The organism is Flindersiella endophytica, from assembly GCF_054779015.1.
On record NZ_BAAGYY010000009.1, the window covers coordinates 185,000 to 211,891 of the forward strand.

A 26,892-nucleotide genomic window follows, 5' to 3' on the forward strand; every position below is an offset into this window, starting at 1 on the left:
AAACGGTGGCTCTAACCCTGTTTCCCAACCGCGACGGCGAGCCGATCCGCGATCAGTTCGAGCTCCCCGTCTGCCAGTCCGGCGTGGAAAGGCAGCGAGAGCATACGCGGAGCGATCTCGTCGGTTCGCGGCAGCTCCACCCTCCGGTCGGCGAAGATCGGCTGCCGGTGCACCGGGGGGAAGTAGACCTTCGCCTCGATGCCGTCCTCCAGCAGGTCCGCGAGCACCCCGTCGCGGTCGATGCCCTCGTCGAGCAGGACGGTGTAGATCATGTACGGATGTTCGGCGCCCTCGCGCACCGCCGGCGGCGTCACGCCGGGCACCGAACGCAGCCGGTCGGCCATCCAGAGCGCGTTGCCCCGCTTGCGCTCCAGGATGCCCGGCAGCCGCCCGAGCTGCACGATGCCCATGGCCGCCTGCAGCTCGGTGAGTCGCCAGTTGTAGCCGACCACGTCATGGTGATAGGGCGCGGTCATGCCATGGTTGCGAAGTAGCCGGATCCGGTCAGCGACGGCCGCGTCCGACGTCGTGACCAGCGCGCCTTCGCCGGTGGTGATGTTCTTGGTCGGCGTGAAGCTGAACATGCCGGCCGCGCCCCACGAGCCCGCGGGCCGCCTGTACAGCCGTGCCCCGTGCGCCTGCGCGGAGTCCTCGAGCAGCAGCAGGCCGTGCTCGGTGGCGACCTTCGCCAGCGCTGGGAGATCGGCCGGCTGCCCGGCGTAGTGCACGGCCATGATCGCCCTGGTCCGTGGCGTGATCCGCTGCGCGACATCATCGGCGTCGAGGTCGAACGTGTCGGGTCGGATCTCGGCGAACACCGGCGTCGCGCCGACGTGCATGACCGAGGTCGCCGACGACACGAACGTCATCGACGGAACGATCACCTCGTCGCCGGGTCCGATGTCGTACGCGAGCAGCATCGCGGCGAGCGCGACCGTGCCGTTGGCCAGCGCGACCGCGTGCTCGGTGTCGTGCATGGCGGCGAACGCCCGCTCGAACTCCGCGGTCTTCGGGCCGCCGGTGAGGAAGCCGCTGGCCAGTACCTCCCGGATCGCCTCGACCTCTTCCTCGCCGGTCTGTGGCTTTGCGAGGCGGATCTTCATCGGACGACTTCCTCCAGCAACTCTCGCAGGCGGCCGGCCATCGCCGTCCGCGACTTGTGCTCCTGTACGTACGCCCGCCCGCGCTCGCCCATCGCCGTCCGCTGCCTGGCCGGTATCGCGGACAGTTGCTCGACCGCCTCCGCGAGTCCGTCCGGCGGGCACGCCATTCCCGCGCGGGCGTCGGTGACCGCATCGGCCGACTCGCCCCGGACGTTGGTGATCGCCGGCAGCCCGCAGGCCATGTAGTCGTAGAGCTTGTTGGCGCTGATCCCCTCGTGGAACAGCTTGGTGTCGGTGAGCACGTGCAGCCCGACGTCGGCCGCGACCAGCAGGTCGGCCAGCTCGCTCTTCGGCACCGCGTCGCAGAAGCCGACGTTCGCGAGCCCTTCGGCGCAGGCCCGTGCGACCAGGCGCTGCTTCTCCAACCCGTCGCCGACCAGCAGGAACGTGCAGTGGGTCAGTTTCGCGGCCGCGTCCAGCACCTGGTCGAGGCCGTTGGCCGGGCCGTGCGCGCCGGCGTAGATCGCCACGAAGCCGTTGGCCGGCAGCCCGAGCCGGGCCCGCGCCTCGGCCTTGGAGACCGTCGGCTCGAAGTCGGCGGGGTCGGCGCCGTTGCTGACCACGGTCACCTTCGACGCCGGTACGCCGAACGTCTCGATGTGCCGGATGTACCCCGGCGACGTGACCACGATCGCGTCCGCGTGCCGGTAGAGGAAGCGCTCGACGCCGACCAGGATCCGGTGCAGCCGGGACCCCTCGGCGAGGTAGCCGAGCTCGACCATCGACCGTGGCCAGAGGTCGCGTACCTCGAGGACGAACGCCGCCCGCCGCACCCTGGCCAGCCCCCAGGCGGCCAGCGGCGCCAGCAGGTGCGGGGACGAGCCGTAGACCACACCGACGCCCCGCGTCCGGATGCCGGCCAACGACGCGCCGAGCACGTACGCGGCCCAGTTGGCCACCCGTCCGAGCCCGTTGGAGCTGTACTCCGGCGTCGGCACGGTCACGAACCGCGGATCGTCGGAGGAGTACTTCTGCCGGGTGTAGTTGTTGCGGTCGCTGGCGACGATCAGCCAGTCCCAGCCCTCGCCGAGCCGGCTGAACAGCTCGACGTGGCGGGTGCCACCGCCGACCGAACGCGGCAGCGCGAAGTGGTTGAGAACGAGCGCCTTACGCCGAGTGATCACTGGGTGTCCTCGCTGTGCTTGTCCAGCCCCCGCGGCCTACGGCCGCCCGGGCCCGCCCCATTCCTACGTGTCGCAGGCTGGATCGGGAGCTCACCAGAAGAGTGCTCGCGCGGCTGCGGAGGCTGTTGCGGAGACTGCTGTCGAGCCTGGGGCCCCAGCATGCCGTTGGGATCGGCCGGTTCGGCGTCGGGCGGTCCCTTCGGCCCGGCCTTCGCCGGCTGGTCGTCCGCCGGCATCAGGAAGACGACCAGCGCGGCCAGCAGGAACCCGTGCGTCAGGAACGTGGTCAGCATCGCGCTGTTGGACAGGCTGACCGACGGTACGACGAACGCCGACAGCGCCAGCGCGATCGGCACTCGCTTGGCGGCACCGTCGATCACCAGCAGCACGATCGCCAGCACGGCGGTGAACCCGAACACCCCCGCCAGCCCGAAGTTGGCGAACGCGTCGGCCCAGAGGTTGGCGTTCGCACTGGTCCAGGCGTTGTTGTAGTAGGCGTAGCCGATCATGTTGGCCGGCGGCAGGCTGTAGGGGTAGTCGACCCACCGCGACAGGATGCTGTGCCCGAGGTGCGCCTTCGGGAAGCTCGAGAAGAACTCGAAGTGGTAGTTGGTGTTGACCGCCGCGGTCAGGATCATCCGGCGGATGAACAGCGACGACAGCTGCCAGCTGCCCGTGAGGTAGTCGAACGCCGTGACGAGCAGCACGGCGCCCGCGACCAGGCCGGCGATCCGCTGCCCGATCCGCTTGACGTCGGTCCACTTCGCGATCAGCACGATCGCCGCGACCAGGACCGAGGAGAACAGCATCGACTTGAACCCGGTGATCGACACCAGGAACAGCTGCGTGAGCGCGGCGGGGATGACGAGGAAGTACTTGCGGTAGTAGAGGGCGTACCCGATCGCGACCGGGGCGATCACCTCGCCGATCCACGTGATGGCGTACCGCGCGACCCGCGGCACCCGCTCGATCGAGTCGCGGAACGTGTCACGGACGTCGTAGACCGACGAGAGCGAGATGAAGTCGAGCCGGAAGCCGTAGTGCAGGATCACGACGGCCAGCAGCCCGACCCAGACCAGCGCGAAGCCGAACCAGAAGAGCTTCGGCGGGATCGCGAGCCTCGGGACCACCGGCGGGTTGACGGAGTAGATGAAGCCGAGCAGCCAGAACGCGGCGGCGATCGAGGCCACCATCATGATCATCGGCTTGCCGATGTTGGAGGTGAACACCGGCAGCACGTGGACGGGCGCCACGACCAGCAGGAACAGCATCCAGTAGATCAGCGCCGACGGGCGTTCCCAGGTGGCCGGCAGCCGGCGCGCGCACAGCGTGAACGACGTCATCGTGATCAGTGCGACCACGAGGTTGGGACCGCGGCGCTCGAACCCGAGATAGGAGAACGCCGGCGCGATCACGAGATAGTGGCCGAGCCCCAACCCGATGGCGTACAACAGCAGCCAGCGGACACCGCGCCACGAGAGACGCGGCAGCCCACGGACTTCCGTGCGCGCCCTAAGCATGTCGTAGAACCCCCCACGCCAGTGCGAGTACGCCAAGGTACGAGAACGTCAGGACGCCAGCGTAAGCCGCGACGGCCAGCAGGTCGGATCCGTGGAGATACCAGACCACGACCGGTGCCGCGACGACCAGAACCAGGCGAACCGAGTCCGACAATAGCGCCACTCCCTGACGTTCCAGCAGGTTGAAGACATTCGCGACCGGACCCGCGACGAACTGGGCAAGGAACGCGATGGCCATCACCTGTGCGTACTGCCCAGCCCGGTGCCAGTTCGAACCGAAGATCAGCTCGAACGCCCATGGAGCCAGTACAGCAAGCACCACCGCGGGCAGTACGCCGACCATCGCGAGCCGCTTCACGGCCAGGCTGGTGAGCCTCGGCAGGTCGCCGGTCGCACCACGCTGGGCGTTCGCGCCCCGCCCGATGAACACCTGGGCGACCGCCTGCCCGATCACCGTGACGGGGAGCGCCAGCACACGGGCGGTGAACGCGAGCCAGCCGGTCTGCTGCTCGGTGAAGAGCAGCGCGAACACGAAGAACGGAGCGTACTGGCCGGCGACGTTCATCAATCCCGACCAGGTGGTGACGAGCGGGAACCGGCGGAACCGCCTGAGCGCGTCGCCCATGTCCCTGAACGTGACCGGACGGCGGCCCTCCCCGGAGGCATCCGGTGGGAACAGCCGGCGGCGGCCGGACACCCCAGGCATTCCGAGGGCGCCGAGCCCGAACATCCGGCCGATGCTCAGCCCGAGCAGCAGGCCGAGCGGGCGCATGCCGCCGAACCCGAAGCCGAGCTGGGCAGCGGCCGTGCCGAGGCTCTGCGAGGTGTTGCGGGTCGCCAGGTCGCGGTAGCGCTCACCGCGTACGAGCACGGCGCTGATCAGCTGGAAGACCGCGATCGCCGCGAGCGTGAACGGAACCAGCCACCAGGCGTGGGCGAGCCCTTTCAGCGGGGCGGTCCGGGCCCACAGCGGCTCGGTGGCGAGGCCGGCGACGAAGACGAAGCAGGCCACGACGACCGCACCGATCAGGCCGGCGCGGAGCACGGAACGGGCCTGGTGGTCGTCCTTCGCGAGCGGGATCGCGAGCTCGAGCCGCAGGCTGGCCAGCACGGCCGAGAACGCCACCACGCCGGTGAAGACCTGCAGGATGGCGAAGTCGCTCTCGTTGTACAGCCGGGACAGGATCGGCGTGATCGCGATCAGCACGGCCTGCCCGGCCGCGGTACCGAACGCGATCTGGGCAACCCCGCGCCTGGCCCCCTGGGCCACCTTGACCCCGCTCACTTAGACATGGCGGTGGACGGCAGCAACTCCTCGTACAACGAAAGCAAGGTGCGCGCTTCCGAGGCCCACGTGTACTGCGTGGTGGCGGCCGATCGGCCGAGCCGGCCCATCTCCGCTGCGCGTTCGGTGTCGGCGAGGATCTCCCGCGCCGCACCGTCGATGGCGTCGACGTCGTCGGGTTCGACGGTCAGGCCGGTCCGTTGGTCACCGGTTCCGATGATGGTGCCCCAGTGCGCGAAGTCGGACGCCACGACCGGCACGCCGGACGCCATGTACTCGAAAAGCTTGTTCGGCATCGAGCGCTCGTGGGCGCGCGAGCGCTGGAACAGCAGCAGGCCGACCCTGCCTTCGGCCATGATCCGCCGAGCCTCGGCAGGCGGCAGCACGCCGAGGTAGTCGACCGCCTCGCCGGCGTCCCGCACCGTGCTCTCCAGCCCGGCGGGCTGGAACGGGCCGACCAGCGTGAGCTTGCCGCCCGTACGTTCGTGCAGCCGGCGGGCCACCTCGAGCATCTGCGACAGCCCACGGCCCGCGGAGATCCCGCCGACGTAGACCAGATCGCGGCTGCGCTTGTCGTATGGAATGTCGTAGTCGTCGCCCTCGAGGACGATCGGGTAGTTGTTGACCGTGGTGATCTTGCGGGCACCGGTGTAGGCCTCGGCCGCCAGCGGCGACGCGGCAACGATCGCGGAGACCGAGCGACCGGTGAGCTTGACGAGCAGCCTGGTCGCACGCGACACGACCGGGCGCAACGGGCCGGGGATCCAGTGCTTGTCGTAGATCTGCAGCGGCAGCGGCTCGTGCGCGTCGAAGATCACCGGCACCCGGCGGATCGCCCGCAGCGCCATGCCGAGCGGCACCAGCTCAGGGTCGTGCAGGTGGTAGATGTCGGCGCGCTCGGCGAGCAGCGGCCGCAGCAGGCTCCACACGCCGGCGGTCATCCGCACCAGGCGGTTGCCGCCCTGCGGCACCGGCTTGACCGTGACGCCCTCGACATCCTGCGTCTGGTTGGGCGTGCGGGCGTAGAGCGTCACGTTGTAACCGGCGGCCGACAGCGTCTTGCACTGCTTGGTGAAGATACGAACGTCGGTCGCCGGGTGCACGATGCTCACATGCACTGACTTCATCTCAGGTCATCTCGCTAAGCCTTGCGGGTTCCAGCACATCGGACGGCTGCACCAGAGCCGGTTCCTTCGGCGGCACCGTAACGTGGGAGATCAGTGGGTGGAACGGGCGGGAGTCGTCCTCGTTCTCGCCGAGCAGCACTTCGTGCAGCTTCTCGCCGGGCCGCAGCCCGGTGAAGACGATGTCGATCTCACGACCGGACATCTCGATCAGCTGACGCGCGACGTCGACGATCCGCACCGGTTCGCCCATGTCGAGCACCAGCGCCTCGCCGTCGCGCCCGATCGCCGCGGCCTGCACGACCAACTGCACCGCCTCGGGGATCGTCATGAAGTAGCGGGTGACCTCGACATCGGTCACTGTCACCGGACCACCGTCGGCGATCTGCTTGGCGAACGACGTCAGCACCGAGCCCCGGCTGCCGAGCACGTTGCCGAACCGTACGGACAGATAGCGGCCGGTCGAGGTGGTCTGGGCGTAGTGCGCGGTCATGCGTTCGGCCAGCCGCTTGGTGCGACCCAGCACGGTGGTGGGGTTGGCAGCCTTGTCGGTCGAGATGTTGACGAACCGGCTGACGCCGACCTGCTGCGCGGCCTCCAGCACGTTGGCGGTGCCGAGCACGTTGGTCTTGAACCCCTCCTCGGGGTACTGCTCGAGCATCGGCACATGCTTCAGCGCCGCGGCGTGGAACACCACCTCGGGGCTGCGTTCCTTGAAGATCTCGATGACCCGGTCGTGGTCGCGGATGTCGGCGAGGATCACGTCGTCGGTGTCGAGCAGCGCCCGGCCCTGCAGTGACAGCTGAACGGCGTGCAGCGCCGACTCGTCGCGGTCGAGCATCATCAGCTCGGCCGGCCCGAACGCGTGGATCTGCCGGCAGAGCTCCGATCCGATCGAGCCGCCGGCTCCGGTGACCAGCACCCGCTTGCCGGTGAGGTATTCGGCGATCGTGGTGATGTCGGTGTCGATCTGGTGCCGGCCGAGGATGTCGGTGACGTCGATGTCGCGTACGTCACGGATCGTGATGCTCGACGGCGCCAGCAGGTCGGCGATGCCGGGCAGCACCTTGACCTCGAGGCCCGCCTCGTGACCGGAGTGGGCGAGCTCGCGGAAGAACGCCGCGCTCCCGCTGGGGACCGCGATCACCAATGCCTCGGCCCTGGTCTCCTGGGCGACCCGCACGATGTCCTGGCGAGTGCCACGCACGCGGATGCCGTTGATCCGCAGGTGCCGCTTGCCCGGATCGTCGTCGAGCATCGCGACCGGGATGTACGGGCTGGACGTGTCGCGGATCATCGACCAGAGCAGCTGGTGCCCGCCGTCGCCGGCACCGAAGACCAGCGTGCGGATGCCTTCCTTGGGGCGGGCGTTGCCCTCGCGTACCCGCCGGATCAGCGAGCGGACGACGAGCATGCCGAGCACCGCGGCGAGGCTGCCGCTGAACGGAACCGAGAGCGGCACCATCCGGCTGGGCTGTACGGCCAGGTCGACGACCAGCAGCACCGCGCCGATCGTGAGGACGATCACAGAAAGGATGAACGCCTCGTCGAGGCTCGCCAGGCGGTAGCCACCTTGGTAGAGCTTGGTGACGATGCCGAGCAGCAACTGCAGCCCGCCCGCGATCAGCATCGTCACGAACAGGCCCTCGGTGTCGAGGCGGTTCAGCGCGCCGTCGTACCGGAAGACCGTCGCCAGGCCGAGGCAGACCACCCAGGTGGCCAGGTCGCTCACCAGGAGCAAGAGGCGGAACCACAGCCGGGAGTGCGGCGTTGCGCCATTCCCGTGCTCGGACACCACTTATCCCTTTTCCTTGGCTGTCTGAGGGCTGATATTCACACTGCGTTACGAGACGAACGGGACAGCCTAGTGGTAACCGGCTGTTATGACCACCCGACTGTACCGGCGAATGCACATACCGCATCCGCGGCATGCCAGACTCTTGCTCGCAGGAGTTTAACCGGCATCACAGGAAGGGTGCCCCGTTGGAGCTGCAGGACTACGTGCGGGCCATTCGAAAGTACTGGCTCCTGGTGACGATCTGCGCGGCCATGGGCGTCGCCGCAGCGGCAGTCGTCACCATCCGGACCACGCCCACCTACGCCTCCAGGGCAACCCTCTACATCAGCGCGAACACCGTCGGAAACAACGCCGACGCCTACCAGGGCGGGCTCTTCTCCCAGCAGAGCGCCAAGACATACGCCCTGCTGGTCAAGGGCGAGCTGATCACGCAGGCGGTGATCCGCGACGAAGGCCTCTCGATGTCGCCGTCGGCACTCGCGGGCAAGATCAGCGCACGCGTGATCCCCGACACCACGTTGCTCGAGATCACCGTCACCGACACCAAACCGGCACAGGCTCAACGGCTCGCCTCGGCTGTGGCCGAGGAGCTCTCGTCGCAGGTGTCGTCACTCGTACAGCCCACAGATGATCAGCCGGCCACGATCCGGATGACGACGATCTCGTCGCCGACGCTGCCGAGCACACCGTTCGCTCCGCAGCCGGGCCGCACCCTCCCACTCGGACTGCTCAGCGGCCTGATCGCGGGAATGGTGTTCGCCTTCCTGCGCGAGGTCCTCGACACCTCGGTGAAGACACCGGACCTGCTGAACGAGAAGACCGGTGCCCCGAGCCTCGGCGTCATCGCCCACGACGGTGACGCCAACACCCACCCCCTCGTCGTCCAGCTCGAACCTCGCTCCCCGCGAGCCGAGGCGTTCCGCCAGCTGCGGACCAACCTCCAGTTCGTCAACGTCGACCGCCGCCCGAAGCGCATCGTGGTCACCAGCTCGGTCCCCTCCGAAGGCAAGACGACCGCCACCGCCAACCTCGCCCTGACTCTCGCGGAAGCCGGCCAACGCGTCGTCCTCATCGAAGGCGACGTGCGCCGGCCAAGGCTGGGCACCTACCTCGGCCTCGAATCCGCCTCCGGCCTGACCTCCGTTCTCATCGGACGAGCAGACCCCGAAGACGCGATCCAGCAATGGGGCGACCTCCCCCTCGAGGTCCTGGCGAGCGGCCCGATCCCACCGAACCCGAGCGAGCTCCTCCAGTCCCGGGCAATGGAACTCCTCCTCCAGGAACTCGACCGCCGCGCCGACATCATCCTGATCGACGCCCCACCCCTCCTCCCGGTCACCGACGCCGCGTTGCTGGCCCGCATGTCCGACGGCGCCGTCCTGGTCGTCCGCCACGGCAAGACGACGGTCGACCAAGTACAGAAGGCCTGCGACAACCTGGAGAAAGTCGGAGCCCGCCTCCTCGGCACCGTCCTCAACATGGCCCCCGCCAAGGGCCCCGACGCCCAGACCTACGGATACGGCTACGGCTACGCCCCAGAGGCCGGCCGTCGCCGAGCCCCGGTCAACACCCCAGCCTGATCCAACAACCGCCAAGTGCGTGCCGGTGAAAAGCCGACAGTGGTGCGGACCGTTGGCAGTCGGCCGAAGCGGAGACGGTCAGCCGAGCGGCCGGATTGGTGGCGGCGGGAGACGGTGGTCAGGCGCAGCCTGACCACCGTAGAGCGAAGCGATTGAAGCGGCAGAGGCTCCAAAGTCAAGATGCCCTACTGAGTCTGCTGCTTCCAGCTCTCGCCACCGTCGTCGCTGAACCAGACGACCTTCCCCGCCGCCACGTACGCCCGTTCCCCATCCGCCGAGATGTCCGCCATCTCCGTGGCATCGGTCTCGATGCACCCCTGCTCGGCCCACTCCTTGCCGGCATCAGAGGTCTTCAACACCGCAACGCCGGCACACGACGAGCCCCCAGCGGCAACAGCCAGCCCGTTCTCCGCGTCAATGAAGTCCAGATCAGCAGCGTCCTTCGCGGTCCCCTGCTTCTCCCAGTCCCCACCACCATCGTCAGACCGCGCCACAGTCCCGTCACTGCACAGCGCATATGCCTGCTGCTCTCCAAGCGTCGACAAGCTCAGCACGCTCGCCCCACTCCCACACGGCACGTCGACGTCCCCTTCAGGCGCATGCACCTTCGCGCCGACCTCTGCCGCCTTGCTCCACGTCATCGGATCATCTTCGAACCACGTCCCGCCACCGTTCTCCGTGGCGAACGTCGTCACCGTCTCGCACTTGGAGTCAGCGACCACGACCTTGGCCTTGTCAGCGTCGGTGACAGCCAGCCGGAGCACAACCTCCGCCGACTCGAGACTGACCGGGCTGAACGTCTTCCCACCGTCGCTGGACATCTCGATCTTGCCGCCACCAGACCCACACGCGCCGCTGGTCGCGCGGCCGACCGCGTCCCCCTGGCCGATGTCGACCAACGTCCGCGACGCCTTCGGGTCGATGCCCCGCTTCGCCGGCGCCTTGGTCGGCTTGCTCGTCGGCTTCGTCGTCTGCTGACCACCAGCGGTCTGCGATGCGCTCGGCGGTGTATCGGATACCTTTGCCAGCCGGGTCTCGTCTCCGCGTACGTGAGCGACCGCAAGCGTGACCAGTACCACGTCGGCCACCACGAGCCCGGCCAAAGCTGCCACACCGAGCCTGCCGACCTGTGCCACTACTCCGCCCTCCTTCGACCTACGGGAACCCGGCGGGATGTCGTCATCCGGTCCTGCGTCCGGATCTGGATCTGGATCTGAATATGGATCGGACTCGAACCCTGCGGGCCCCATATTGGTCGCATAAGCATCCCAGGGCGTTCCGGGTGGTTCGTCGTACGTCTCGGCATTGCGTCCCCATCGCGGTTCTGCCACGCCCCGCTGATCCTCCGATTCGTACTCGTCGTCCCGGTCACGTCGGCCGGAGCCCATACTGCCCAAGCTGTCGGCAATGCTCCCAATCCAGGCGCGAAGCTGCCACGCCAGCCCTCGATCGACAGCCGGTCGTCGCCGGGTCGCCCTGCGTTGCTGGGGCTTGCGGAACGGCGTCGGCGGTCGGTGGGGTGCAGTGGTCGGGCTCACGACGTACCAACGATCATGAACCGTAACCGGCTAGCCTGTGTCGGCGAGTCGTGACCGATCCTGGCCGTTTTGACCCCTTCGGAGGAATCACCTGATCATGCGGCGCATCATGCTTGTGTACGGAACGCGACCGGAAGCCGTGAAAATGGCACCTGTCGTCGCGGCCCTGCGCGCCTCATCCGAATTCCGGCCGATCGTCGCCGTGACCGGCCAGCATCGCGAGATGCTCGATCAGGTCAACGCACTGTTCGGCATCGTTCCCGACCACGATCTCGACATCCTGACGCCCGGCCAGACGTTGACCGATGTCACGACCCGGGCCCTGTCCGGTGTGAACGGCCTGGTCCGCGACGTCCGCCCGGACGCGGTGATCGTGCAGGGCGACACCACGACGACCTTCGCCGGCGCGCTGGCGGCCTTCTACGAGCAGATCCCGGTCGTGCACGTCGAGGCCGGGCTGCGCACGGCCAACCGCTACTCCCCGTTCCCCGAAGAGGTCAACCGCCGGCTCACCACACAGCTGACGAGCGTCCACCTCGCGCCGACACCGCGCAACCGCGACCTCCTGCTCGCCGAGGGCATCGAGCCGGCGAGCATCGCCGTCACCGGCAACACCGTGATCGACGCGCTGTTCGAGGTCGTCGGGCAGAAGCACCCCTACAGCGACCCGCGGCTGGAGGAGCTCACCGCCACGGGACGACGGATCGTCCTGGTCACCACCCACCGGCGCGAGTCGTGGGGTGACCGCATGCAGGCGGCGATGGGCGCGCTCGCCCGGGTCGTCCGCGCGCACCCTGACGACGAGGTTGTGCTGCCGATGCACCGCAACCCGGTCGTACGCCAGGTGGTGGAGGCCGAGCTCGGCGCGCTGCCGAACGTCACGCTGACCGAGCCGCTGGCCTACGCCGAGTTCGCCCGGCTGATGAGTGAGAGCCACCTGGTGCTGACCGACTCGGGCGGCGTACAGGAGGAGGCGCCGAGCCTCGGCAAGCCGGTCCTCGTCCTGCGCGACAACACCGAACGGCCGGAGGCCGTCGACGCCGGCACCGTGAAGCTGGTCGGCACCGACCCGGAGGTCGTCGAGACCGAGCTGACCAGGCTGCTCGACGACGACGCGGCGTACGCCCGGATGGCGGCCGCGGTCAACCCGTACGGCGACGGCAAGGCGGCGCCGAGGTGTGTGGCCGCGCTGGCGGAGTTCTTCGGCGACGGCATCCGCCTGCCCGACTTCGAGGGCTGAGACACCACACGCGGAAACGGCCGCGTCGACCACACGGTCGACGCGGCCGTTCGCGTGAAGGTCAGAGGTACATGCCGCCCGGGCGGTCGTTCTCCTGGGCCTGCGGAGCCTCCATGCCCGCCATGCCGGGAGGCAGCGACGCACCTGGCGGAAGCGACCGCCGCATCTGCTCCAGCTGCGCCCGGGCCGCCATCTGCTGCGCGAACAGCGCCGTCTGGATTCCGTGGAACAGACCCTCGAGCCAGCCCACGAGCTGAGCCTGCGCGACCCGCAGCTCCGGCTCGCTCGGCACGGTGGCCTCGTCGAACGGCAGTGACAGCCGCTCGAGCTCTTCGACGAGCTCGGGGGCCAGGCCCTTCTCGAGCTCGGCGATCGAAGACTTGTGAATCTGACTGAGCCGCTGCCGGCTGGCCTCGTCGAGCGGCGCGGCCTTCACCTCGTCGAGCAGCTGCTTGATCATGTTGCCGATGCGCATCACCTTGGCCGGCTGCTCGACCAGATCGGTGACAGAGCGCTCCTCGTCACCCGCGTCGTCATCGCCGGCAGGAGGCCCTTCGACGGCCATGCCATCCGGTCCGACGATCACCACGCGCGGAGACTCTCCGTTGCCTGGATTTTCGTCGGCCGTGGTGCTGCTGTCGGGGTGCCGTGGTTCGGTCATGAACCCAATATTTACCCGATTCCCCGTGGTTCGCTAACGAGTGGGTGTGCCGGTCTTGCCGGCAGCGGTCTGCTGGGCCGGAATGGCCACCCGTTGCGCCCGACGGCGCTCGACTTCCGCACGAATCCGCAGCGCAGCCAGCCTGCGCTGGCGCACCAGATAACTCTTGTTCATGTGGAAAGGGACGCGACCAAACCACCATCCGGTTGCCGATCAAGTCCAAAAAATTCCTAAGATCCGATTTTTGCGACTCTCAGGAGGATCTTTCCGACGTGTTCGCCGGCCTCCATCACGCGGTGCGCCTCGGCCACCTGATCGAGCGGGAGTACCCGGTCGATGACCGGCCGGACCTGCCCGGATGCGACGAGCGGCCACACCGTCTCGCGTACGGAGGAGACGATCGCCGCCTTCTCGGCTTCGGGCCGCGCTCGCAGTCCAGTGGCTGAGACGCTCGCCCGCTTCGCCATCAGCTTGCCGAGGTCGATCTCGGACGTCCGGCCCTTCTGCAGCCCGATGATCGCCAGCCGGCCGCCGGTGGCGAGCGCGTCGAGGTTGCGTTCGAGGTAGGCCGCACCCACGACGTCCAGGATCACGTCGGCGCCGCGCCCTTCGGTCGCGGCCAGGCAGCCTTCGACGAAGTCCTCCGACGAGTAGACGATCGCGGCGGCCGCGCCCAGCTCGAGGCAGCGTTCGGCCTTGGCCTGGCTACCAACGGTCACCAGCACCCGCGATCCGGTGGCGATGGCGAGCTGGATCGCGGTCGTTCCGATCCCGCTCCCGCCACCGTGCACGAGCAGCGTCTCGCCCGGACGCAGGCCCGCCAGCATGAAGACGTTCGCCCAGACCGTGCACACCGTCTCCGGCAGGCCGGCGGCCTCGACCAGCTCCACACCGTCGGGTACGGGGAGCACGCGGCCCACCGGTGCGACCACGCGCTCGGCGTACCCGCCACCGGGCAGCAGCGCGCACACCGCGTCGCCCACGGCGAACTCCGTCACGTCCGGGCCGACCTCGGCGACGACTCCGGAGCACTCCAGGCCGATGGTCTCCGACGCACCGGGCGGTGGCGGATAGTTGCCCTCGCGCTGGGCGATGTCGGCCCGGTTCACGCCCGCGGCCGCGACCGAGATCTGGACCTCGCCCACTCCCGGAGGGCCGGGATCCGGCGCCTCGCCGACCGCGAGGACGCCCAGCCCACCGGCTCCGCTGGTCACCACGGCTCTCATCGCGAACTCCCGCTCTCGTCGTCCTCGTCGTCGGCTTCGGTGTCAGTGTCGCCCTCGCCACCCGGGCGCGGCGCCCACGGCAGTTCCTTGGCCGACCGGACGACGATCAGCCGGTCGCCGCGCAGCAACTGCGAGACAGTGGGCTCGAAGAAGCGGTGGAGCTGCCCGTCGCGTACGACCGCCAGGCAGATGTCGTCCAGCGCCCGCGGCGACTTGCCGACCTCGCGCGCCAGGATCGGCCGCTCGGCGACCTCCAGCCCTTCGCCGTACGACAGCAGGTCGTCCAGCACCGTGCCGAGCTCAGGGCTCACCGTAGCCAGGCCCATCAGCCGCCCGACCGCATCGGAGGACGTGACGACGACGTCCGCGCCGCTCTGCCGGAGCAGGTTGACGTTCTCGCCCTCGCGGACGGCGACCACGATCGACGCCTTGCTGTTGAGCTGGCGCGCGGTCAGCGTGATCAGTACGGCCGTGTCGTCGCGGTCGGTCGTGACCAGGATCTGATGGGCGGAGTCGATCTCGACCCGGCGGAGTACGTCGGCGCGGGTCGCGTCGCCGACGATCGCGGCGAAGCCGTGCGCGTTCGCGTCGGCGACGATCTCGGCCGACGGGTCGACCACGACGATCTGGTCCCGGGACACGCCGCCGTTGACCAGCGTGTCGACGGCACTTCGGCCCTTCACGCCGTACCCGACGACGATGGTGTGGTTGTGCAACCGTCTCCTCCATTGCATCTGGCGCCATTGTTCGCGGCTCCTGGTCGCCAGCACTTCCAGCGTCGTACCGACCAGCACGATCAGGAAGCCCAGCCGCAGCGGCGTGACGAAGATGACATTCACCAGCCGGGTGCCGTCGGTTGCCGGAGTGATGTCGCCGTATCCCGTGGTCGTGAGGCTGACCGTCGCGTAGTAGATGCAGTCGATCAGGTTGAGCTCGTCGTCGGCGGCGTCGCGGTAGCCGTCGCGGCCGAGGTAGACGATCAGCACGGCCATCGCCAGGAAGCCGAGTGCCAGCAGGACCCGAACGCTGATCTGGCGTAACGGGGTGACTGTCGGCTCGGGCAGACGGATGTCGGACCGGTTCGCCGACCCGGACGTCGGTCCGCTCAGCCGCGGCGGCCCGCTACGGGCGGAGATCATCACGGAGTGCTCCAGGGTCGGTACTCGGCACGAGTCGCGATGTTGACGTCAGGACGCGGCATCGCGTTCCCACTCGGCGGTCAGCTCACGGGCGATGCGGACACAATCGGCGATAGCGGCATCGCCACCGCCTCGCTTGGCCGCGGCGTACCCGACGAAGAAGGCGGTAACTGGTGCCGCCGGCCGCTCGACCGCGTGGGCGGCGTCGCGCGCGAGGTTGAGCAGCAGGTCCAGGTCGACGTTGGGATCGGACGGGTCGAGGCCGAGCTCGGCGGCGAGCCGCTCGGTCCAGTCGCTGAGCATCATGGTCTCCAGCCGGCGAAGGTCTTCGGGGGTGTCGCAGTCGGTCGCGGCTCGTGCGTCGGTGACGATATCGATCCTCAACCGCGAGAGCAGGGGGCGAAACCCGAGATTCTGCGGATCGCCGATCTCGTCGAGTACGGAGACCAGCGCGTCACGCCGGTACGCGGCCGCGAGCGGCTGCACCTGACCCTCCGCATCGGTCAGCGCCACCGCGTCGGTCTCGGGCTGGGCGGTCGCGGCGACCAGGCGTTCGACGAGCTTCCGGTCGACGAGCGGCATGTCGCCGGCCAGGGCGACGATGACCGGTGAGGTGCACTCGTCGAGCTCGATCGCGGCGGCCAGGCCGGCGAGCGGTCCACCGCCCGGCGGCTCCTCCATCGTCCAGCGGACCGGCTGCTTGGCGGTGGTCGGACGCTCCGGCCCGACGACGATCACCTGGTGCGCGCCGCTCGCGGCGGCAAGGACGCGGTCGAGCATCGGACGGCCGCCGATGGCGAGCTGGATCTTGTCGACGCCGCCCAGCCGCTGGGCACCGCCTCCGGCGAGCACGACGACGTCGTAGCTCTCGGCGCTCATCCGTTGCTCCTCGTGCTGTCGTCGACCGCTGGTGGCCGCACGTCGTTCCTCCTCGGCTCAGGCCTGGCTCGGGGCTCGGCTCGGCGTCCGGCGCCACTGTCGCCGGACGCTCAAAGTCTGGCAGTCTGGAGCTCGTGCGCGTAACGCTGCTGCAGTTCGCGACCGGCATGGACAAGGCCGGCAACCTCGAGACGCTGACCCGGTTGGCTCGCGAGGCGGCCGGAGCGTCCACGCCGGGCCCTGACCTGATCGTGTGTCCGGAGGCGGCGATGGCCGACTTCGGCAAACCGGACACTTCGCTCGGCCCGCTGGCCGAGCCGTTGGACGGTCCGTTCGTCCAGTCGCTGGCCGGGCTGGCCAAGGAGCTCGAGGCGACGATCATCGCGGGCATGTTCGAGGCGGCCGGTCCACATTCAGATCCGGACCCGGGCCGCGTCTACAACACGCTGGTCGCGGTCGGGCCCACCGGTGAGTTGGCCGGGCGGTACCGCAAGCTTCACCTGTACGACGCCTTCGGCTATCGCGAGTCCGACCGGCTGGTTCCGGGCGTACCCGCCGAGCCGCCCGTGGTCGTGCCGGTCGCCGGCCACAACGTCGCGCTGCTCACGTGTTACGACCTGCGCTTCCCCGAGCTGTCGCGGCGGCTGGCCGGGGCCGGAGCCGACGTGCTGGCGATCCCGGCTGCCTGGATGCGCGGTCCGCTGAAGGAAGACCACTGGACGACGCTGGTCAGGGCCCGCGCGATCGAGAACACCTGTTACGTCGCCGCGGCCGCGCAGTCCGGTCCCGCGTACTCCGGCCGCAGCATGCTCGTCGACCCGTTCGGCGTCCAGGTCGCGGCGCTCGGTGAACAGGTCGGACACTGCACCGGAGACGTCAGCGCCGAACGCGTTGCCGAGGTCCGCAAGATCAATCCGACATTGGCCCACACCCGGTACACGATCACTGCGGCGGACACGCCGTGACATACTCTTCGCGGTCCCTGCTTGATGTTGGACCGGGGGACGTCGCCGGGCAGTTACTTAAACGGCATTAGGGGCAGCAGATGGCGCTGGTGAGCGAGGGCCGCAGGTTGCGTGTTCTCGGCGTACCCGTCGATGCTGTAGGTATGAGCGGGACGCTCGACTGGGTCCAACGTCGCGTCCGCACCGGCGAGCCCGGAACCCACCTCTGCGTGAACGCCGCCAACGTCGTGCGGGCCAACGAGGACCCTGCCTACCGCGAGCTGCTCGAACGCTGCGACCTCGTGGGCTCCGACGGCCAGCCGTTCGTCTGGGCGGCCCGCCTGCTCGGCCACCACGTACCCGAACGGGTCGCCGGGATCGACCTGATGGAGCGCGTACTCGACCTCGCCCGCGCCAACGACTGGGGCGTCTACCTCCTCGGCGGCCGCGACCACGTGGTGCAGCGGCTGACCGCCCGGCTGGTGGACGAGGGCGTACGCATCGTCGGCTCCCGCGACGGCTACTACGACGACGCCGACGAGGCCGTCGTCATCGACGAGATCCGGCGCAGCGAGGCCGACGTACTCTTCGTCGGTATGCCCACGCCGGCCAAGGAAGTCTTCATCGTCGACCGGATCGGTGTCGCGGGGATACCGGTCTGCATCGGCGTGGGTGGCAGCTTCGACGTACTCGCCGGCGAGTTGCGTCGAGCGCCGCAGCTGCTGCAGCGGCTGGGCCTGGAGTGGCTGTTCCGGCTGCTGCAGGAACCCCGGCGGCTCTTCGTGCGGTACGCCGTCACCAACACTCGTTTTTGCGCGCTTGTGGCTCGGGCCATGCTGCAACGCGGGCGTGAACCAAGCAGGTCCTAATGGCTTCGTATCAACCACCACACGCGAACCCAACGGGGTCGCGTGCGGCTGAAGGCCGCCATCGCGGGCCGGCAACCCCCGATCCGGGCGCCCGAGACGCACAGCCCGTCACCGAACGGGACTCCCAGCACGCGACGACCGCGCGGCGTCCGGCGCCGCAGCACCAAGCGCCGCGGCCCCGGCAGGCGCAACGGCAGCCGGCGTCGCCGCGGCATCAGGCACCTCGGCACCAGGCACCCCGGCATCAAGATTCGCCGCCCGAGCCGTCGTGGAACGACCTGCTGGGCGACTCGGAGCCGGAGCCGGAGCCGCCGTGGCAGCTCCCCCCGATGCCGGCGCCGGCGTCGGCCCCGCCGCCGAACGAGCGAGGCGCTGGTGGCAGACGCGCCGCCGATCGCCCGGTCGATGCTCCACCTGTGCCTTCCGCCCGGTCGGCGGAGCCCGGCAGGCGAACGAGCGGGCCCCTGCCCGAAGCCGCCGCGGCCACCGAACCGACCGCGCATCGCAGGCGCACGGCCGATCGCCCGGCCGACGCACCACCTGGGCCATCCACCCGATCGGCCGAGCCCGGCAGGCGAGGTACCCACGCAACTGGTCCGCTGCCAGAGGCGGCAGCCGGCGCATCGCCCGCGCCGGCCGAACCAGCCGTACACCGCAGGCGTGCGGCCGATCGTCCAGTTGACGCGCCATCGAGGCCATCCTCCCGATCGGCGGAGCCCGGCCGGCGAGCGTCCGGACCGCTGCCAGAGGCAGCCGGAACTGCCGAACCGACCGCACGCAGCAGGCACGCGACCCGCGCCACCGACGCCGAGCGAGGCGCGCCCGAGTCGGCCGGGCCAGTTGGCCGGGGCCGGCGGGCCGCGCGTACGGCCGATCTGCCTCCGGATGCCCCCGAGCCGGCGCGACCGGCCGGGCCGGGCCGGCGAGCCACGCACGCGACCGGACCGCTCGGCAGCTCGTCGGCGTCCGCCGCTTCGGCCGATCCCACCGCACGCCGCAGGCGAGCGACCCATGCCACCGTTCCCGAGCGAGGCGCGCCCCAACGGGCGGAGTACGCCGAGCCGGGAAGGCGAGCCGCCCGTACAGCCCACCCGTTGCCGGACGCACCGGCCGAACCCACCTCTCGCCAGGGCCGCGCCGCGTACCCCCTCTCCGAGCCAGGCGACCGGCCCAGCCACGCGGCGCGGCCCTCGCCGGCCGGGCCGGCCTTTCCGGGCCGGCGGTCCGCACCGACCGCAGATCCGACCGGCTGGTCCACCCACGGCGACGACCTCCTTCCGGAGGCTTCACCCGAGCCGCGCGTTCCGCGGCAGGCCGATCCGTTGTTCCGCGACGAGCTGCCGCGGGAGGAGCCCGCTCCACCACCCGAGCCCACCACCGAGTCCTGGCTCAACCTCCGCCGCCGGCGGCCACCCAAGAGCCGGGCGAAGGCGCGGGAGCGCACCGCGATGCTGGCCACCGCGATCGTGCTGTCCTGCCTGGGCGCCGGCATCGTCCTGGTCGGCCTGACCGCTGCCCAGGTCGCCGACGGCAAGGTCGGCTCGCTGTCCGCGGCCGCCGTCGTCGGTGTGCTGACGGCGGTGTTCGTCCATCGTGCGCTCGGAAACCGCTGGGGCACCGCCGCCTCCGCCGGCGTGGTCACCGGCGTCGCGGTGCTGTCCCACATCCCCGAGGTGGCCTGGCCGCCCTGGTGGCCGCAACTGCTCGCCGGCTTCTCGATCGCGATCGCGGGGTCGGTCGCGATCCTGCTGACGTTGCCGGTACGACGGCTGACCGGCTTACCCGGCGAGTACGCCGTCGCTGTGCTCGTCGCGACCTCCGGCGGCGGCGCCGCGACGATGTGCCTGCGTGGCGAGGCGCTCCAGCCCACCACGGCCGGCATCTCGATCGTCGCCGCGCTGGCCCTGGCGCTGATGGCCGCGTCCGGTGCGCGGACCAAGCTCTCGGAGGAGCGGCCCACGGTCGGCCAGGTGATGTACGAGTGGGTATTCCTGTTCGGCGTGCTCATCGCCGCCGGAGCGCTCGCCGTGATCCTGATCCTGCGCGGCAGCTCGTTCGTCGGCGAGCTGTTCGGCGGCGTCCGTCCGCTGATCGCGTTACCGCTGGCCGCGCTCGGCCCCGGCGTCGTCGTCCGGGCCTGGACACCGACTGCCTGGTGGGCCTGCGCGGCCGCTTCGATCGGCGCGTCCGGTGTCGCGATCGCGGTCGTGGCGATGGCGAGCGGCGAAGGGTTCCCCACGGGCATGTCAGTCGCGTGGAACGCCATTCTCGCGGCGCTGATCGGCCTGACGCTGACCGTCGTCATCGCGCTGTCGGTGAACCGGATGATGCGCTCCACCAACCCGCGGGCCAAGCAACCGGTCCGGCGTACGATCGCCGAGCCCGGCCGGCTGTCGGTCATCGTCTGATCTCCTGACACGAACGCCCACCGCCGGTACCGTCCCACCCCATGAGGACTCGACTGAAGGTCGTTGCGCTGCTGGCTCTCGCCGTTGTTCCGTTGGGCTTGGCCGTTCCCTCGGCCTCGGCCGGTGGAGGTCCCGAGCCGGCGTGGGAGCCGAGGCCGACCGGCACCACCGGGCAGTTCCGCGGCCTGGCCGCCGTCGACCATCGCACGGCGTGGCTGGCCGGCAGCGGTGGCACCGTGCTGCGGACCTCCGACTCCGGCCGGACCTGGCGGAACGTCTCGCCGCCGGACGCCTCCGCACTGGAGTTCCGCGACGTGGAGGCGTTCGACAGCCGCCACGCCGTCGTGCTCGCGATCGGCACCGGCGAGGACTCCCGCGTGCTCCTCACCTCCGACGGCGGCGCCACCTGGCGAGCCACGTTCGTGAACGACGAGCCGGCCGCGTTCTACGACTGCGTCACATTCCTCGACCGCAAGCACGGCCTCGCGCTGAGCGACCCGGTCGAAGGCAAGTTCCGCATCCTCGCCACCCACGACGGCGGCGCCTCCTGGCGCGTCCAGCCCGGCGACGGCATGCCGGCCGCGCTGGAGGGCGAGTTCGCGTTCGCGGCGTCCGGTACGTGCCTGGTGAGCGGCCCCGGCCACACAGCCTGGTTCGCAACCGGCGGCGGCGCGTCGGCCCGCGTCTTCCGTACGTCTGACGGCGGCCGCCACTGGCAGGCCACGGCCACCCCGGTGGCCAGCGGCCCGTCCGCCGGCATCTACTCCCTCGCCTTCCGCGACAGCCGCCACGGCCTCGCCGTCGGCGGCGACTACACGACCCCAACCGAAGCGGTCGACGCCGCCGCCACCACCTCCGACGGCGGCCGTACGTGGCAGCTCGTGCCGGCCGGCAAAGCACCGGGCGGCTACCGTTCCGGCTCCACCTGGCTGGCGCACTCCCCGGTCGGCCTGGCCGTCGGCCCGAGCGGCAGCGACGTGACGTACGACGGCGGCCGGAGCTGGAAGCCCTTCGACACCGGCGCCTACGACAGCGTCGACTGCGCCGGAGCCGCCTGCTGGGCCAGCGGACCGCAAGGCCGCGCCGCCGTCCTGACCTGGCGCTGACCGCACCGGCCGCCGGTCGCTCCCCGGCGAGCCGGTCGCCGTCGCGGGCGAAGTCGTTCGCGAGTGGGCGGCGTACTTCCCGATTCTGCGGCGGGTAAGTTCGTTGGAATGCCCGACGAGCTGATCGAACTGGACGTTGCCACTGTCGCCAACGGCGGCTGGTGCGTCGCCCGATACGAAGGGCGGGTCGTGTTCGTGCGGCACGCGCTGCCCGGTGAACGGGTCCGCGCGAGAGTCGTCGAGCAGACGAAGCGGTTCTGGCGCGCCGACGCCGTGGAGATCCTGCGCGGCTCCAACGACCGGGTCGACCCGCCCTGCAAGTACGCCGGGCCCGGCAAGTGCGGCGGCTGCGACTGGCAGCACGCCACCGCCGAGGCCCAGCGCACGCTCAAGGCCCAGGTCGTCGCCGACCAGCTGCGACGCCTCGCCGGCATCGAGCGCGACGTGACGGTCGAGGAGCTGCCCGGCACCCCCGACAACCTCGGCTGGCGTACCCGCGTCCGCTTCGCCGTCGCCGGCAACGGGCGGCTCGGCTTCCGGCGGCACCGCTCGCACAACATCCAGGTCGTCGACCAGTGCCCGATCGCGCACCCCGAGGTCGAGCAACTCGGCGCGGAGAGCCTGCACTGGAAGGGCTTCTCCGAGGTCGAGGCGATCGCCGCGCCCGAGACGGCCGACCGGCTCGTGCTCGTCGACGCCGACAGGCCACCCATCCCCCGGCTCGACGCCAAGGTCCGCGTCGTCCGCGGCAAGCCCGCCCCCGGCCCCGCCCTGCCGTACGTACGCGAGCAAGCCGCCGGCCGCAGCTGGCAGGTCAGCGGCAGCGGCTTCTGGCAGGTCCATCCCGCCGCGGCGCAGACCCTCGTCGACGCGGTGATCAAGGCGCTGCACCCGCAGCTCGGCGAGACCGCGCTCGACCTGTACTGCGGAGTCGGGCTGTTCACCGGCGTCCTCGCCGACCACGTGGGCCCGACCGGTCATGTCCTCGGCATCGAGTCGGACCCGATCGCCGTCCACGACGCGCAGCACAACCTGCGCGACCTGCCGAACGCCGACGTCGAGGCCGGCAAGGTCGAACGCACGATAACCAGCAAGCGCATCAGGCCCGTCGACCTGATCGTCGTCGACCCGCCGCGTACCGGCCTGGAGGAGCAGGTCGTCACCCGGATCGCCAAGCTGGCCAGGCGGCGGATCGCCTACGTCTCGTGCGACCCCGCCACGCTCGCCCGTGACCTCGGCCGATTCGCCAAGCTGGGTTGGCAACTGTCGGACCTGCGCGCGTTCGACGCGTTCCCGATGACGCATCACGTCGAGTGCGTCGCCACGCTCGATCGATGAGTTTGCTCAAGCAGGTCAAAGGGTCCGCGTGGTTCCTGTTCGGCGCGATCCTGCTGCTGTCGTTCAACCTCCGGTCCGCGGTGACGAGCCTCGGCGCCGTCCTGGAGGAGATCCGTGCCGGGCTGCAGCTGTCGCCGGCGCTCGCGGGCGTCCTTACGACGCTGCCGGTGCTGTGTTTCGCGGGGATCGGTGCGGCGGCGCCGGGCTGGGCTCGCCGGTTCGGCACGCGGCACGTCATCGTCGTGTCCATCCTCGCGACGTTCACCGGTCTGATCGTGCGCGCGATCAGCGGGAACGCCCTGCTGTTCATGGCGGCGACCGTCGTCGCGCTCGCCGGCATGGCCACCGTCAACGTCCTTCTGCCCGCCGTCGTCAAGGCCCGTTTCCCTGGCCGCGTCGGCCTGCTGACGGCCGCGTACACGACCATGCTCTCGATCGGCGCGACCGTCCCGGCGGCGACGACGGTGCCGATCTCCGAGGCGTTCGGCAGCTGGCGGTACGGCCTGGCGACCTGGGCGCTGACCGCCGTGGTCGCGCTGTTCCCGTGGCTCCTGCTGGCCTGGGGAGAGCGCCCGGCGCTGACCGACGCCGCCGACGCACCCCGGCGGGTCACCGCCGGGGACCTCGCCCGGTCCAAGCTGGCCTGGTCGCTCGCGCTGTTCTTCGGCCTGCAGTCGCTGCAGGCGTACGCGGGGTTCGGCTGGCTCGCCCAGATCTTCCGCGACGCCGGCCTCGACCCGGTGCACGCCGGCATCATGCTGTCACTCCTGCCGATCGCCGGGGTCCCCGTCTCACTCGCGATCCCGGCGATCGCGACCCGCCTGCCCGACCAGCGTCCGGCGGTGATCGCGTGCGGAGCCGCGTACATCCTGGGCTACGCAGGACTGCTCGCCGTTCCGACCACGCTCCCATGGCTGTGGGTGCTGCTCATGGGCCTGGGCGGCGGCGCGTTCCCGCTCGCGCTGACGATGATCGGCCTGCGCGCCCGGACCGTCGAGGTCACGGCCGGGTTGTCGGGGTTCGTGCAGGGCATCGGGTACCTGATCGGCGCAGTGGGACCGTTGATGCTCGGCATCCTGTACGGAGCCACCGGCGGCTGGACGCTCCCGATCTGGATCCTGCTGCTGTTGATCGGGCCGCAGGTCCTGGTCGGCCTGCACGCCGGCCGCTCGCGCTTCGTCGACGACGAACTGGGCTCGCCGAGCGAGCCGTCACGGCGTTAGGCGCCCCTGCGCGGCCAGGTTCCGCTTGTGCTTGGCGAGGTCCCGCAGCCCGTAGACCGCGAACAACGGCTTCAGCGGAGCCCACTCGCCGATGCAGTGGTCGGCCGCGCGGACCATCCGTTCGGCCAGGTCGGGCCGCTGGAGCTGGAGATAGAGCCGCGCCTTCTCCGCGTGGAGCGGGTTGGAGACGAACTTGATCCGCTCCACGTCCTCGAGGAACGGGATCACCTGCTCGACGTTCTCCCAGGTCGTACGCGACACGTCCTCGACGACGACCTCGCCGGCGTAGCCACACTGCTCGGTGGCGTACCGCGCCATCAGCGACGCTTCGTACGGCCCGCCGCTGAGCACCAGCCGGGACGTGCCGGCGCCGTCGATCGAACGCAGGCCCGCGCGTACCCGCCAGCGGTTCAGGGCGTTGATGTGGTCGCGGTCCGGGTTGCGGTAGCCCAGCACCACGATGGCCTCGGACCCGCTGCCCGGGTCAGGTCGCGTCAGGCGGCGGGTGGATCGCCAGTGGACGATCTCCGCCCAGCCGATCACCAGCACCGCCAGCGCCACCAGGCCCAGCACGCAGAGCAGGACCGCGACCACATCGCCTCCCCTAGATCACTTCCAGGTCGTCGAGCGACGGGAACTGCGGGAACGGAGCGTGCGGCTCGGCTTGGTACCAGAACACCGTGCTCGCGATGTCGTCCTGCAGCGGCAGGAACCGCGCGTGCCCGCCGTGCCCGGCCCGCCAGCCTAGCGCCTGGATCGTCACCTTGAGGTCCTCCTCGAAGCGGATCGGGTCCGGGACGTGCCACCGGTACAGGCCGAACCGTTGCTGCGTCGTCATGAACCCGTCGCCGGTGAGGATCTGCGGCATACCGAGGTAGGGCGTGGTGTAGATGCCGTACGTCTCGTCCTTCAGCGCGAACGCCCACGCCCCGCCGAAGTAGTCCTCCGTACCCGTGCCGCAGATCGTGGGGTAGTCGCCGTCGCCGTCGAGGTAGAACTTGATCTCCCCCTCGCCCCACCAGCCGTTGTTGTTCACGCCCCAGGCGAGGTACGTGCCGACGTACTGGCCCTTGCCGCGCACGCCGTCGAGCAGCGTGTGCACCTCGCCGTACGGCAAGGGGTTGTTGCGCCGGAACTGTGCGTGGAAGTACGCGCGGTCCTCCTCGACCTCGGTGAGCGCGTACGTCACCTGGTAGAAGAACCCGTCGATCTTCTCCGGGCTGAGGTTCTCCACGGTGATCCGGGCGTGCTGCCGAAACGGCATCTCCCAGTAGGAGTTGAAGCCGCCGGACGGGTTCACCGCGATCGGGATCGAGCTGACCTGCGAGTGCTCACCCCAGCCGTTGGCGAAGAAGTCACCGACCGGCACCTCGACCGACGGCGTCTCCTCACCGTCCCAGTAGCAGCGCAGCACGAGCCGCCGCCAGTGCGACTTGTTCACCGTGATCCAGATGTGCTGGATCGCGCCCGGCCCCTCGATGTCGGCGAGCGTGAACGTGGTCGAGCCCTCGATCGTCACGCACGGCCGGACCTTCCAGCCTTCGCCGAGGTCACGCGACGGGCCGGACTCGAGGTTCTCCAGGGACCTCGCGCCTCCCGCCTTCTCTCCGTTCGGGTTCTCCGCACTGATCGAACGCGTCTTCGCCGGCGAGAGCCGGGAAACGTTACCCAGGTGGACGCCAAGTCCGTTGAACGATTCCATGTGTACAACAGATATCGTCACTTGCAGGAGGACGACCAGTCTTCACGGCTGGCCAGAACTGGCGGAGGGTTCATGCGCGTAGGTGTCATCGGCACGGGCGAGATGGCTGTCAAGCATGTATTGGCATGGCAGCGGCTGGGCGCCGACATCCTCGTGCACTCGCGTTCGGCCGAACGCAGGGAGGCGTTCGCGCGTGAGCACGGCGTCACCGCCGTCGCCGACCGCGACGCCTTGTACGCGCAGGCGGAGCTGATCGACATCTGCACGCCCACCGACACGCACGCCTCGCTGGTGTTGCAGGCCGCTGCCGGCGGCCGCGACGTGGTCTGCGAGAAGCCGCTGGCTCGCACGTTCGACGACGCCAAGGGCATGATCGAGGCCTGCCGGTCGGCTGGCGTACGGCTGTTCGTCGGGCACACGCTGCGCTACTTCCCGGCGTACGAGCACGCTCAGCAACTCGTCGCCGCCGGGCGGATCGGCCGGGTGCGGTCGGTGAAGCTGCTGCGTAACGGCGAGTACCCCCACTGGGGCGACTGGTTCGGCGACCCCGCGCGCTCCGGCGGCGTGATCGTCGACCTCGGCATCCACGACATCGACTACGCCCGCTGGATCGCCGGCGAGGTGATCCGGGTGTCGGCCACCGAGGAGAAGGCCGCGGGCGGGCTGCCGATCACCGGCACCGCGCACCTGACGCACGCCAACGGCGCCGAGTCGGAGATCATCGCGCGCTGGGACCACGTGGGCGCGGAGTTCCGCACCACGCTCGAGATCATCGGCGACGAGGGCGAGCTGCGGTTCGACTCCGCGCCCAACCCTGTGCTCACCGACGGTGCCGGCACGAAGCTGTACGTCGACGACTTCTCCATCGAGCCCTACACCGCTCAGCTCGGTGAGTTCCTGTCCGTCCTGCGTAACGGCGGGTCGCCGCGGGTCACGCCGGAGGACGGCCTGGCCGCGCTGGCCATCGCGCTCGACGCGGAGCGTTCCGCTTCCGGTCACGCCTAGGTATCGCGTAGGCCTTCGAG

24 protein-coding genes are annotated in these 26,892 nt (G+C 70.0%); 10 read left to right on the plus strand and 14 right to left on the minus strand.

The window, feature by feature from the left end:
* Nucleotides 1-11: 11 nt before the first annotated feature.
* From ACYVF6_RS06165 to ACYVF6_RS06190, 6 genes are read right to left on the minus strand one after another with little or no spacing between them, the layout of a single operon-like run.
* Nucleotides 12-1,103 (minus strand): DegT/DnrJ/EryC1/StrS family aminotransferase, encoded by a 1,092-nt coding sequence (locus ACYVF6_RS06165; RefSeq protein ID WP_460516887.1) that lies wholly within the window; start codon nucleotides 1,101-1,103, stop codon nucleotides 12-14.
* On the minus strand, nucleotides 1,100-2,287 hold the full coding sequence (locus ACYVF6_RS06170) for a glycosyltransferase family 4 protein (protein ID WP_460516890.1): 1,188 nt from the start codon (nucleotides 2,285-2,287) through the stop codon (nucleotides 1,100-1,102). The genes ACYVF6_RS06165 and ACYVF6_RS06170 overlap by 4 nt, the downstream gene beginning before the upstream one ends.
* Nucleotides 2,284-3,807 carry an O-antigen polymerase gene (locus ACYVF6_RS06175; RefSeq protein WP_460516893.1) on the minus strand — a complete coding sequence of 508 codons (1,524 nt, stop codon included), beginning with the start codon at nucleotides 3,805-3,807 and terminating at the stop codon, nucleotides 2,284-2,286. Before ACYVF6_RS06175 ends, ACYVF6_RS06170 begins: the two co-directional genes overlap by 4 nt.
* Nucleotides 3,800-5,092 (minus strand): lipopolysaccharide biosynthesis protein, encoded by a 1,293-nt coding sequence (locus ACYVF6_RS06180; protein ID WP_460516896.1) that lies wholly within the window; start codon nucleotides 5,090-5,092, stop codon nucleotides 3,800-3,802. The genes ACYVF6_RS06175 and ACYVF6_RS06180 overlap by 8 nt, the downstream gene beginning before the upstream one ends.
* Complete coding sequence (locus ACYVF6_RS06185; RefSeq protein ID WP_460516899.1) at nucleotides 5,089-6,219, minus strand: glycosyltransferase family 4 protein; 1,131 nt, start codon at nucleotides 6,217-6,219, stop codon at nucleotides 5,089-5,091. Before ACYVF6_RS06185 ends, ACYVF6_RS06180 begins: the two co-directional genes overlap by 4 nt.
* A gap of 1 nt (nucleotide 6,220) precedes the next feature.
* Complete coding sequence (locus tag ACYVF6_RS06190; RefSeq protein ID WP_460516902.1) at nucleotides 6,221-8,011, minus strand: polysaccharide biosynthesis protein; 1,791 nt, start codon at nucleotides 8,009-8,011, stop codon at nucleotides 6,221-6,223.
* Nucleotides 8,012-8,199: 188 nt separating this feature from the next.
* On the opposite strand from ACYVF6_RS06190, the gene ACYVF6_RS06195 reads away from it, so the two are divergent.
* Nucleotides 8,200-9,594: a tyrosine-protein kinase domain-containing protein gene (locus tag ACYVF6_RS06195; protein ID WP_460516905.1), complete on the plus strand. Its 1,395-nt coding sequence runs from the start codon at nucleotides 8,200-8,202 to the stop codon at nucleotides 9,592-9,594.
* Nucleotides 9,595-9,779: 185 nt separating this feature from the next.
* Here the strand turns inward: ACYVF6_RS06195 and ACYVF6_RS06200 are convergent, their stop codons facing one another.
* Nucleotides 9,780-10,493: a WD40/YVTN/BNR-like repeat-containing protein gene (locus ACYVF6_RS06200; protein WP_460516908.1), complete on the minus strand. Its 714-nt coding sequence runs from the start codon at nucleotides 10,491-10,493 to the stop codon at nucleotides 9,780-9,782.
* 150 nt (nucleotides 10,494-10,643) lie between these two features.
* Between ACYVF6_RS06200 and ACYVF6_RS06205 the strand changes: the two genes are divergently transcribed.
* Together ACYVF6_RS06205 and wecB are read left to right on the plus strand one after the other, a co-directional pair.
* Complete coding sequence (locus tag ACYVF6_RS06205) at nucleotides 10,644-10,811, plus strand: hypothetical protein (RefSeq protein ID WP_460516911.1); 168 nt, start codon at nucleotides 10,644-10,646, stop codon at nucleotides 10,809-10,811.
* Between the two features lie 430 nt (nucleotides 10,812-11,241).
* Complete coding sequence (wecB, locus tag ACYVF6_RS06210; RefSeq protein WP_460519399.1) at nucleotides 11,242-12,372, plus strand: non-hydrolyzing UDP-N-acetylglucosamine 2-epimerase; 1,131 nt, start codon at nucleotides 11,242-11,244, stop codon at nucleotides 12,370-12,372.
* A 61-nt stretch (nucleotides 12,373-12,433) separates the two neighbouring features.
* On the opposite strand, the gene ACYVF6_RS06215 is transcribed toward wecB, so the two are convergent.
* From ACYVF6_RS06215 to ACYVF6_RS06235, 5 genes are read right to left on the minus strand one after another with little or no spacing between them, the layout of a single operon-like run.
* Complete coding sequence (locus tag ACYVF6_RS06215) at nucleotides 12,434-13,033, minus strand: bacterial proteasome activator family protein (protein WP_460516914.1); 600 nt, start codon at nucleotides 13,031-13,033, stop codon at nucleotides 12,434-12,436.
* Nucleotides 13,034-13,066: 33 nt separating this feature from the next.
* Complete coding sequence (locus ACYVF6_RS06220) at nucleotides 13,067-13,207, minus strand: hypothetical protein (protein WP_460516916.1); 141 nt, start codon at nucleotides 13,205-13,207, stop codon at nucleotides 13,067-13,069.
* Nucleotides 13,208-13,263: 56 nt separating this feature from the next.
* A complete protein-coding gene (locus tag ACYVF6_RS06225) occupies nucleotides 13,264-14,259 on the minus strand; it encodes an NAD(P)H-quinone oxidoreductase (protein WP_460516919.1) in 996 nt (331 codons plus the stop codon).
* Nucleotides 14,256-15,398, minus strand: a complete 1,143-nt coding sequence (locus tag ACYVF6_RS06230) for a potassium channel family protein (protein WP_460519402.1) — start codon at nucleotides 15,396-15,398, stop codon at nucleotides 14,256-14,258. The genes ACYVF6_RS06225 and ACYVF6_RS06230 overlap by 4 nt, the downstream gene beginning before the upstream one ends.
* A gap of 48 nt (nucleotides 15,399-15,446) precedes the next feature.
* Nucleotides 15,447-16,277: an NTP transferase domain-containing protein gene (locus ACYVF6_RS06235; protein WP_460516922.1), complete on the minus strand. Its 831-nt coding sequence runs from the start codon at nucleotides 16,275-16,277 to the stop codon at nucleotides 15,447-15,449.
* A 134-nt stretch (nucleotides 16,278-16,411) separates the two neighbouring features.
* Between ACYVF6_RS06235 and ACYVF6_RS06240 the strand changes: the two genes are divergently transcribed.
* The 6 genes from ACYVF6_RS06240 (at nucleotide 16,412) to ACYVF6_RS06265 (ending at nucleotide 24,165) form a co-directional block, all read left to right on the plus strand.
* Nucleotides 16,412-17,242, plus strand: coding sequence for a carbon-nitrogen hydrolase family protein (locus ACYVF6_RS06240; protein ID WP_460516924.1), 831 nt, complete (start codon nucleotides 16,412-16,414; stop codon nucleotides 17,240-17,242).
* A gap of 143 nt (nucleotides 17,243-17,385) precedes the next feature.
* Nucleotides 17,386-18,090 carry a WecB/TagA/CpsF family glycosyltransferase gene (locus tag ACYVF6_RS06245; protein ID WP_460516926.1) on the plus strand — a complete coding sequence of 235 codons (705 nt, stop codon included), beginning with the start codon at nucleotides 17,386-17,388 and terminating at the stop codon, nucleotides 18,088-18,090.
* 1,094 nt (nucleotides 18,091-19,184) lie between these two features.
* Nucleotides 19,185-20,498 (plus strand): hypothetical protein, encoded by a 1,314-nt coding sequence (locus ACYVF6_RS06250; protein WP_460516929.1) that lies wholly within the window; start codon nucleotides 19,185-19,187, stop codon nucleotides 20,496-20,498.
* Nucleotides 20,499-20,539: 41 nt separating this feature from the next.
* Nucleotides 20,540-21,604 (plus strand): WD40/YVTN/BNR-like repeat-containing protein, encoded by a 1,065-nt coding sequence (locus ACYVF6_RS06255; RefSeq protein ID WP_460516932.1) that lies wholly within the window; start codon nucleotides 20,540-20,542, stop codon nucleotides 21,602-21,604.
* 108 nt (nucleotides 21,605-21,712) lie between these two features.
* On the plus strand, nucleotides 21,713-22,942 hold the full coding sequence (locus ACYVF6_RS06260; protein WP_460516935.1) for a class I SAM-dependent RNA methyltransferase: 1,230 nt from the start codon (nucleotides 21,713-21,715) through the stop codon (nucleotides 22,940-22,942).
* Nucleotides 22,939-24,165 (plus strand): CynX/NimT family MFS transporter, encoded by a 1,227-nt coding sequence (locus ACYVF6_RS06265; RefSeq protein ID WP_460516938.1) that lies wholly within the window; start codon nucleotides 22,939-22,941, stop codon nucleotides 24,163-24,165. Before ACYVF6_RS06260 ends, ACYVF6_RS06265 begins: the two co-directional genes overlap by 4 nt.
* Here the strand turns inward: ACYVF6_RS06265 and ACYVF6_RS06270 are convergent.
* Both ACYVF6_RS06270 and ACYVF6_RS06275 read right to left on the minus strand, forming a co-directional pair.
* Entirely contained in the window at nucleotides 24,154-24,759 is a 606-nt protein-coding gene (locus tag ACYVF6_RS06270) for a YdcF family protein (RefSeq protein ID WP_460516941.1), read from the minus strand. The two genes, ACYVF6_RS06265 and ACYVF6_RS06270, sit on opposite strands and share 12 nt — an antisense overlap.
* 10 nt (nucleotides 24,760-24,769) lie before the next feature.
* Entirely contained in the window at nucleotides 24,770-25,867 is a 1,098-nt protein-coding gene (locus tag ACYVF6_RS06275) for a glycoside hydrolase family 172 protein (protein WP_460516944.1), read from the minus strand.
* 72 nt (nucleotides 25,868-25,939) lie between these two features.
* On the opposite strand from ACYVF6_RS06275, the gene ACYVF6_RS06280 reads away from it, so the two are divergent.
* Nucleotides 25,940-26,872, plus strand: a complete 933-nt coding sequence (locus ACYVF6_RS06280) for a Gfo/Idh/MocA family protein (RefSeq protein ID WP_460516947.1) — start codon at nucleotides 25,940-25,942, stop codon at nucleotides 26,870-26,872.
* Nucleotides 26,873-26,892: the final 20 nt, after the last annotated feature.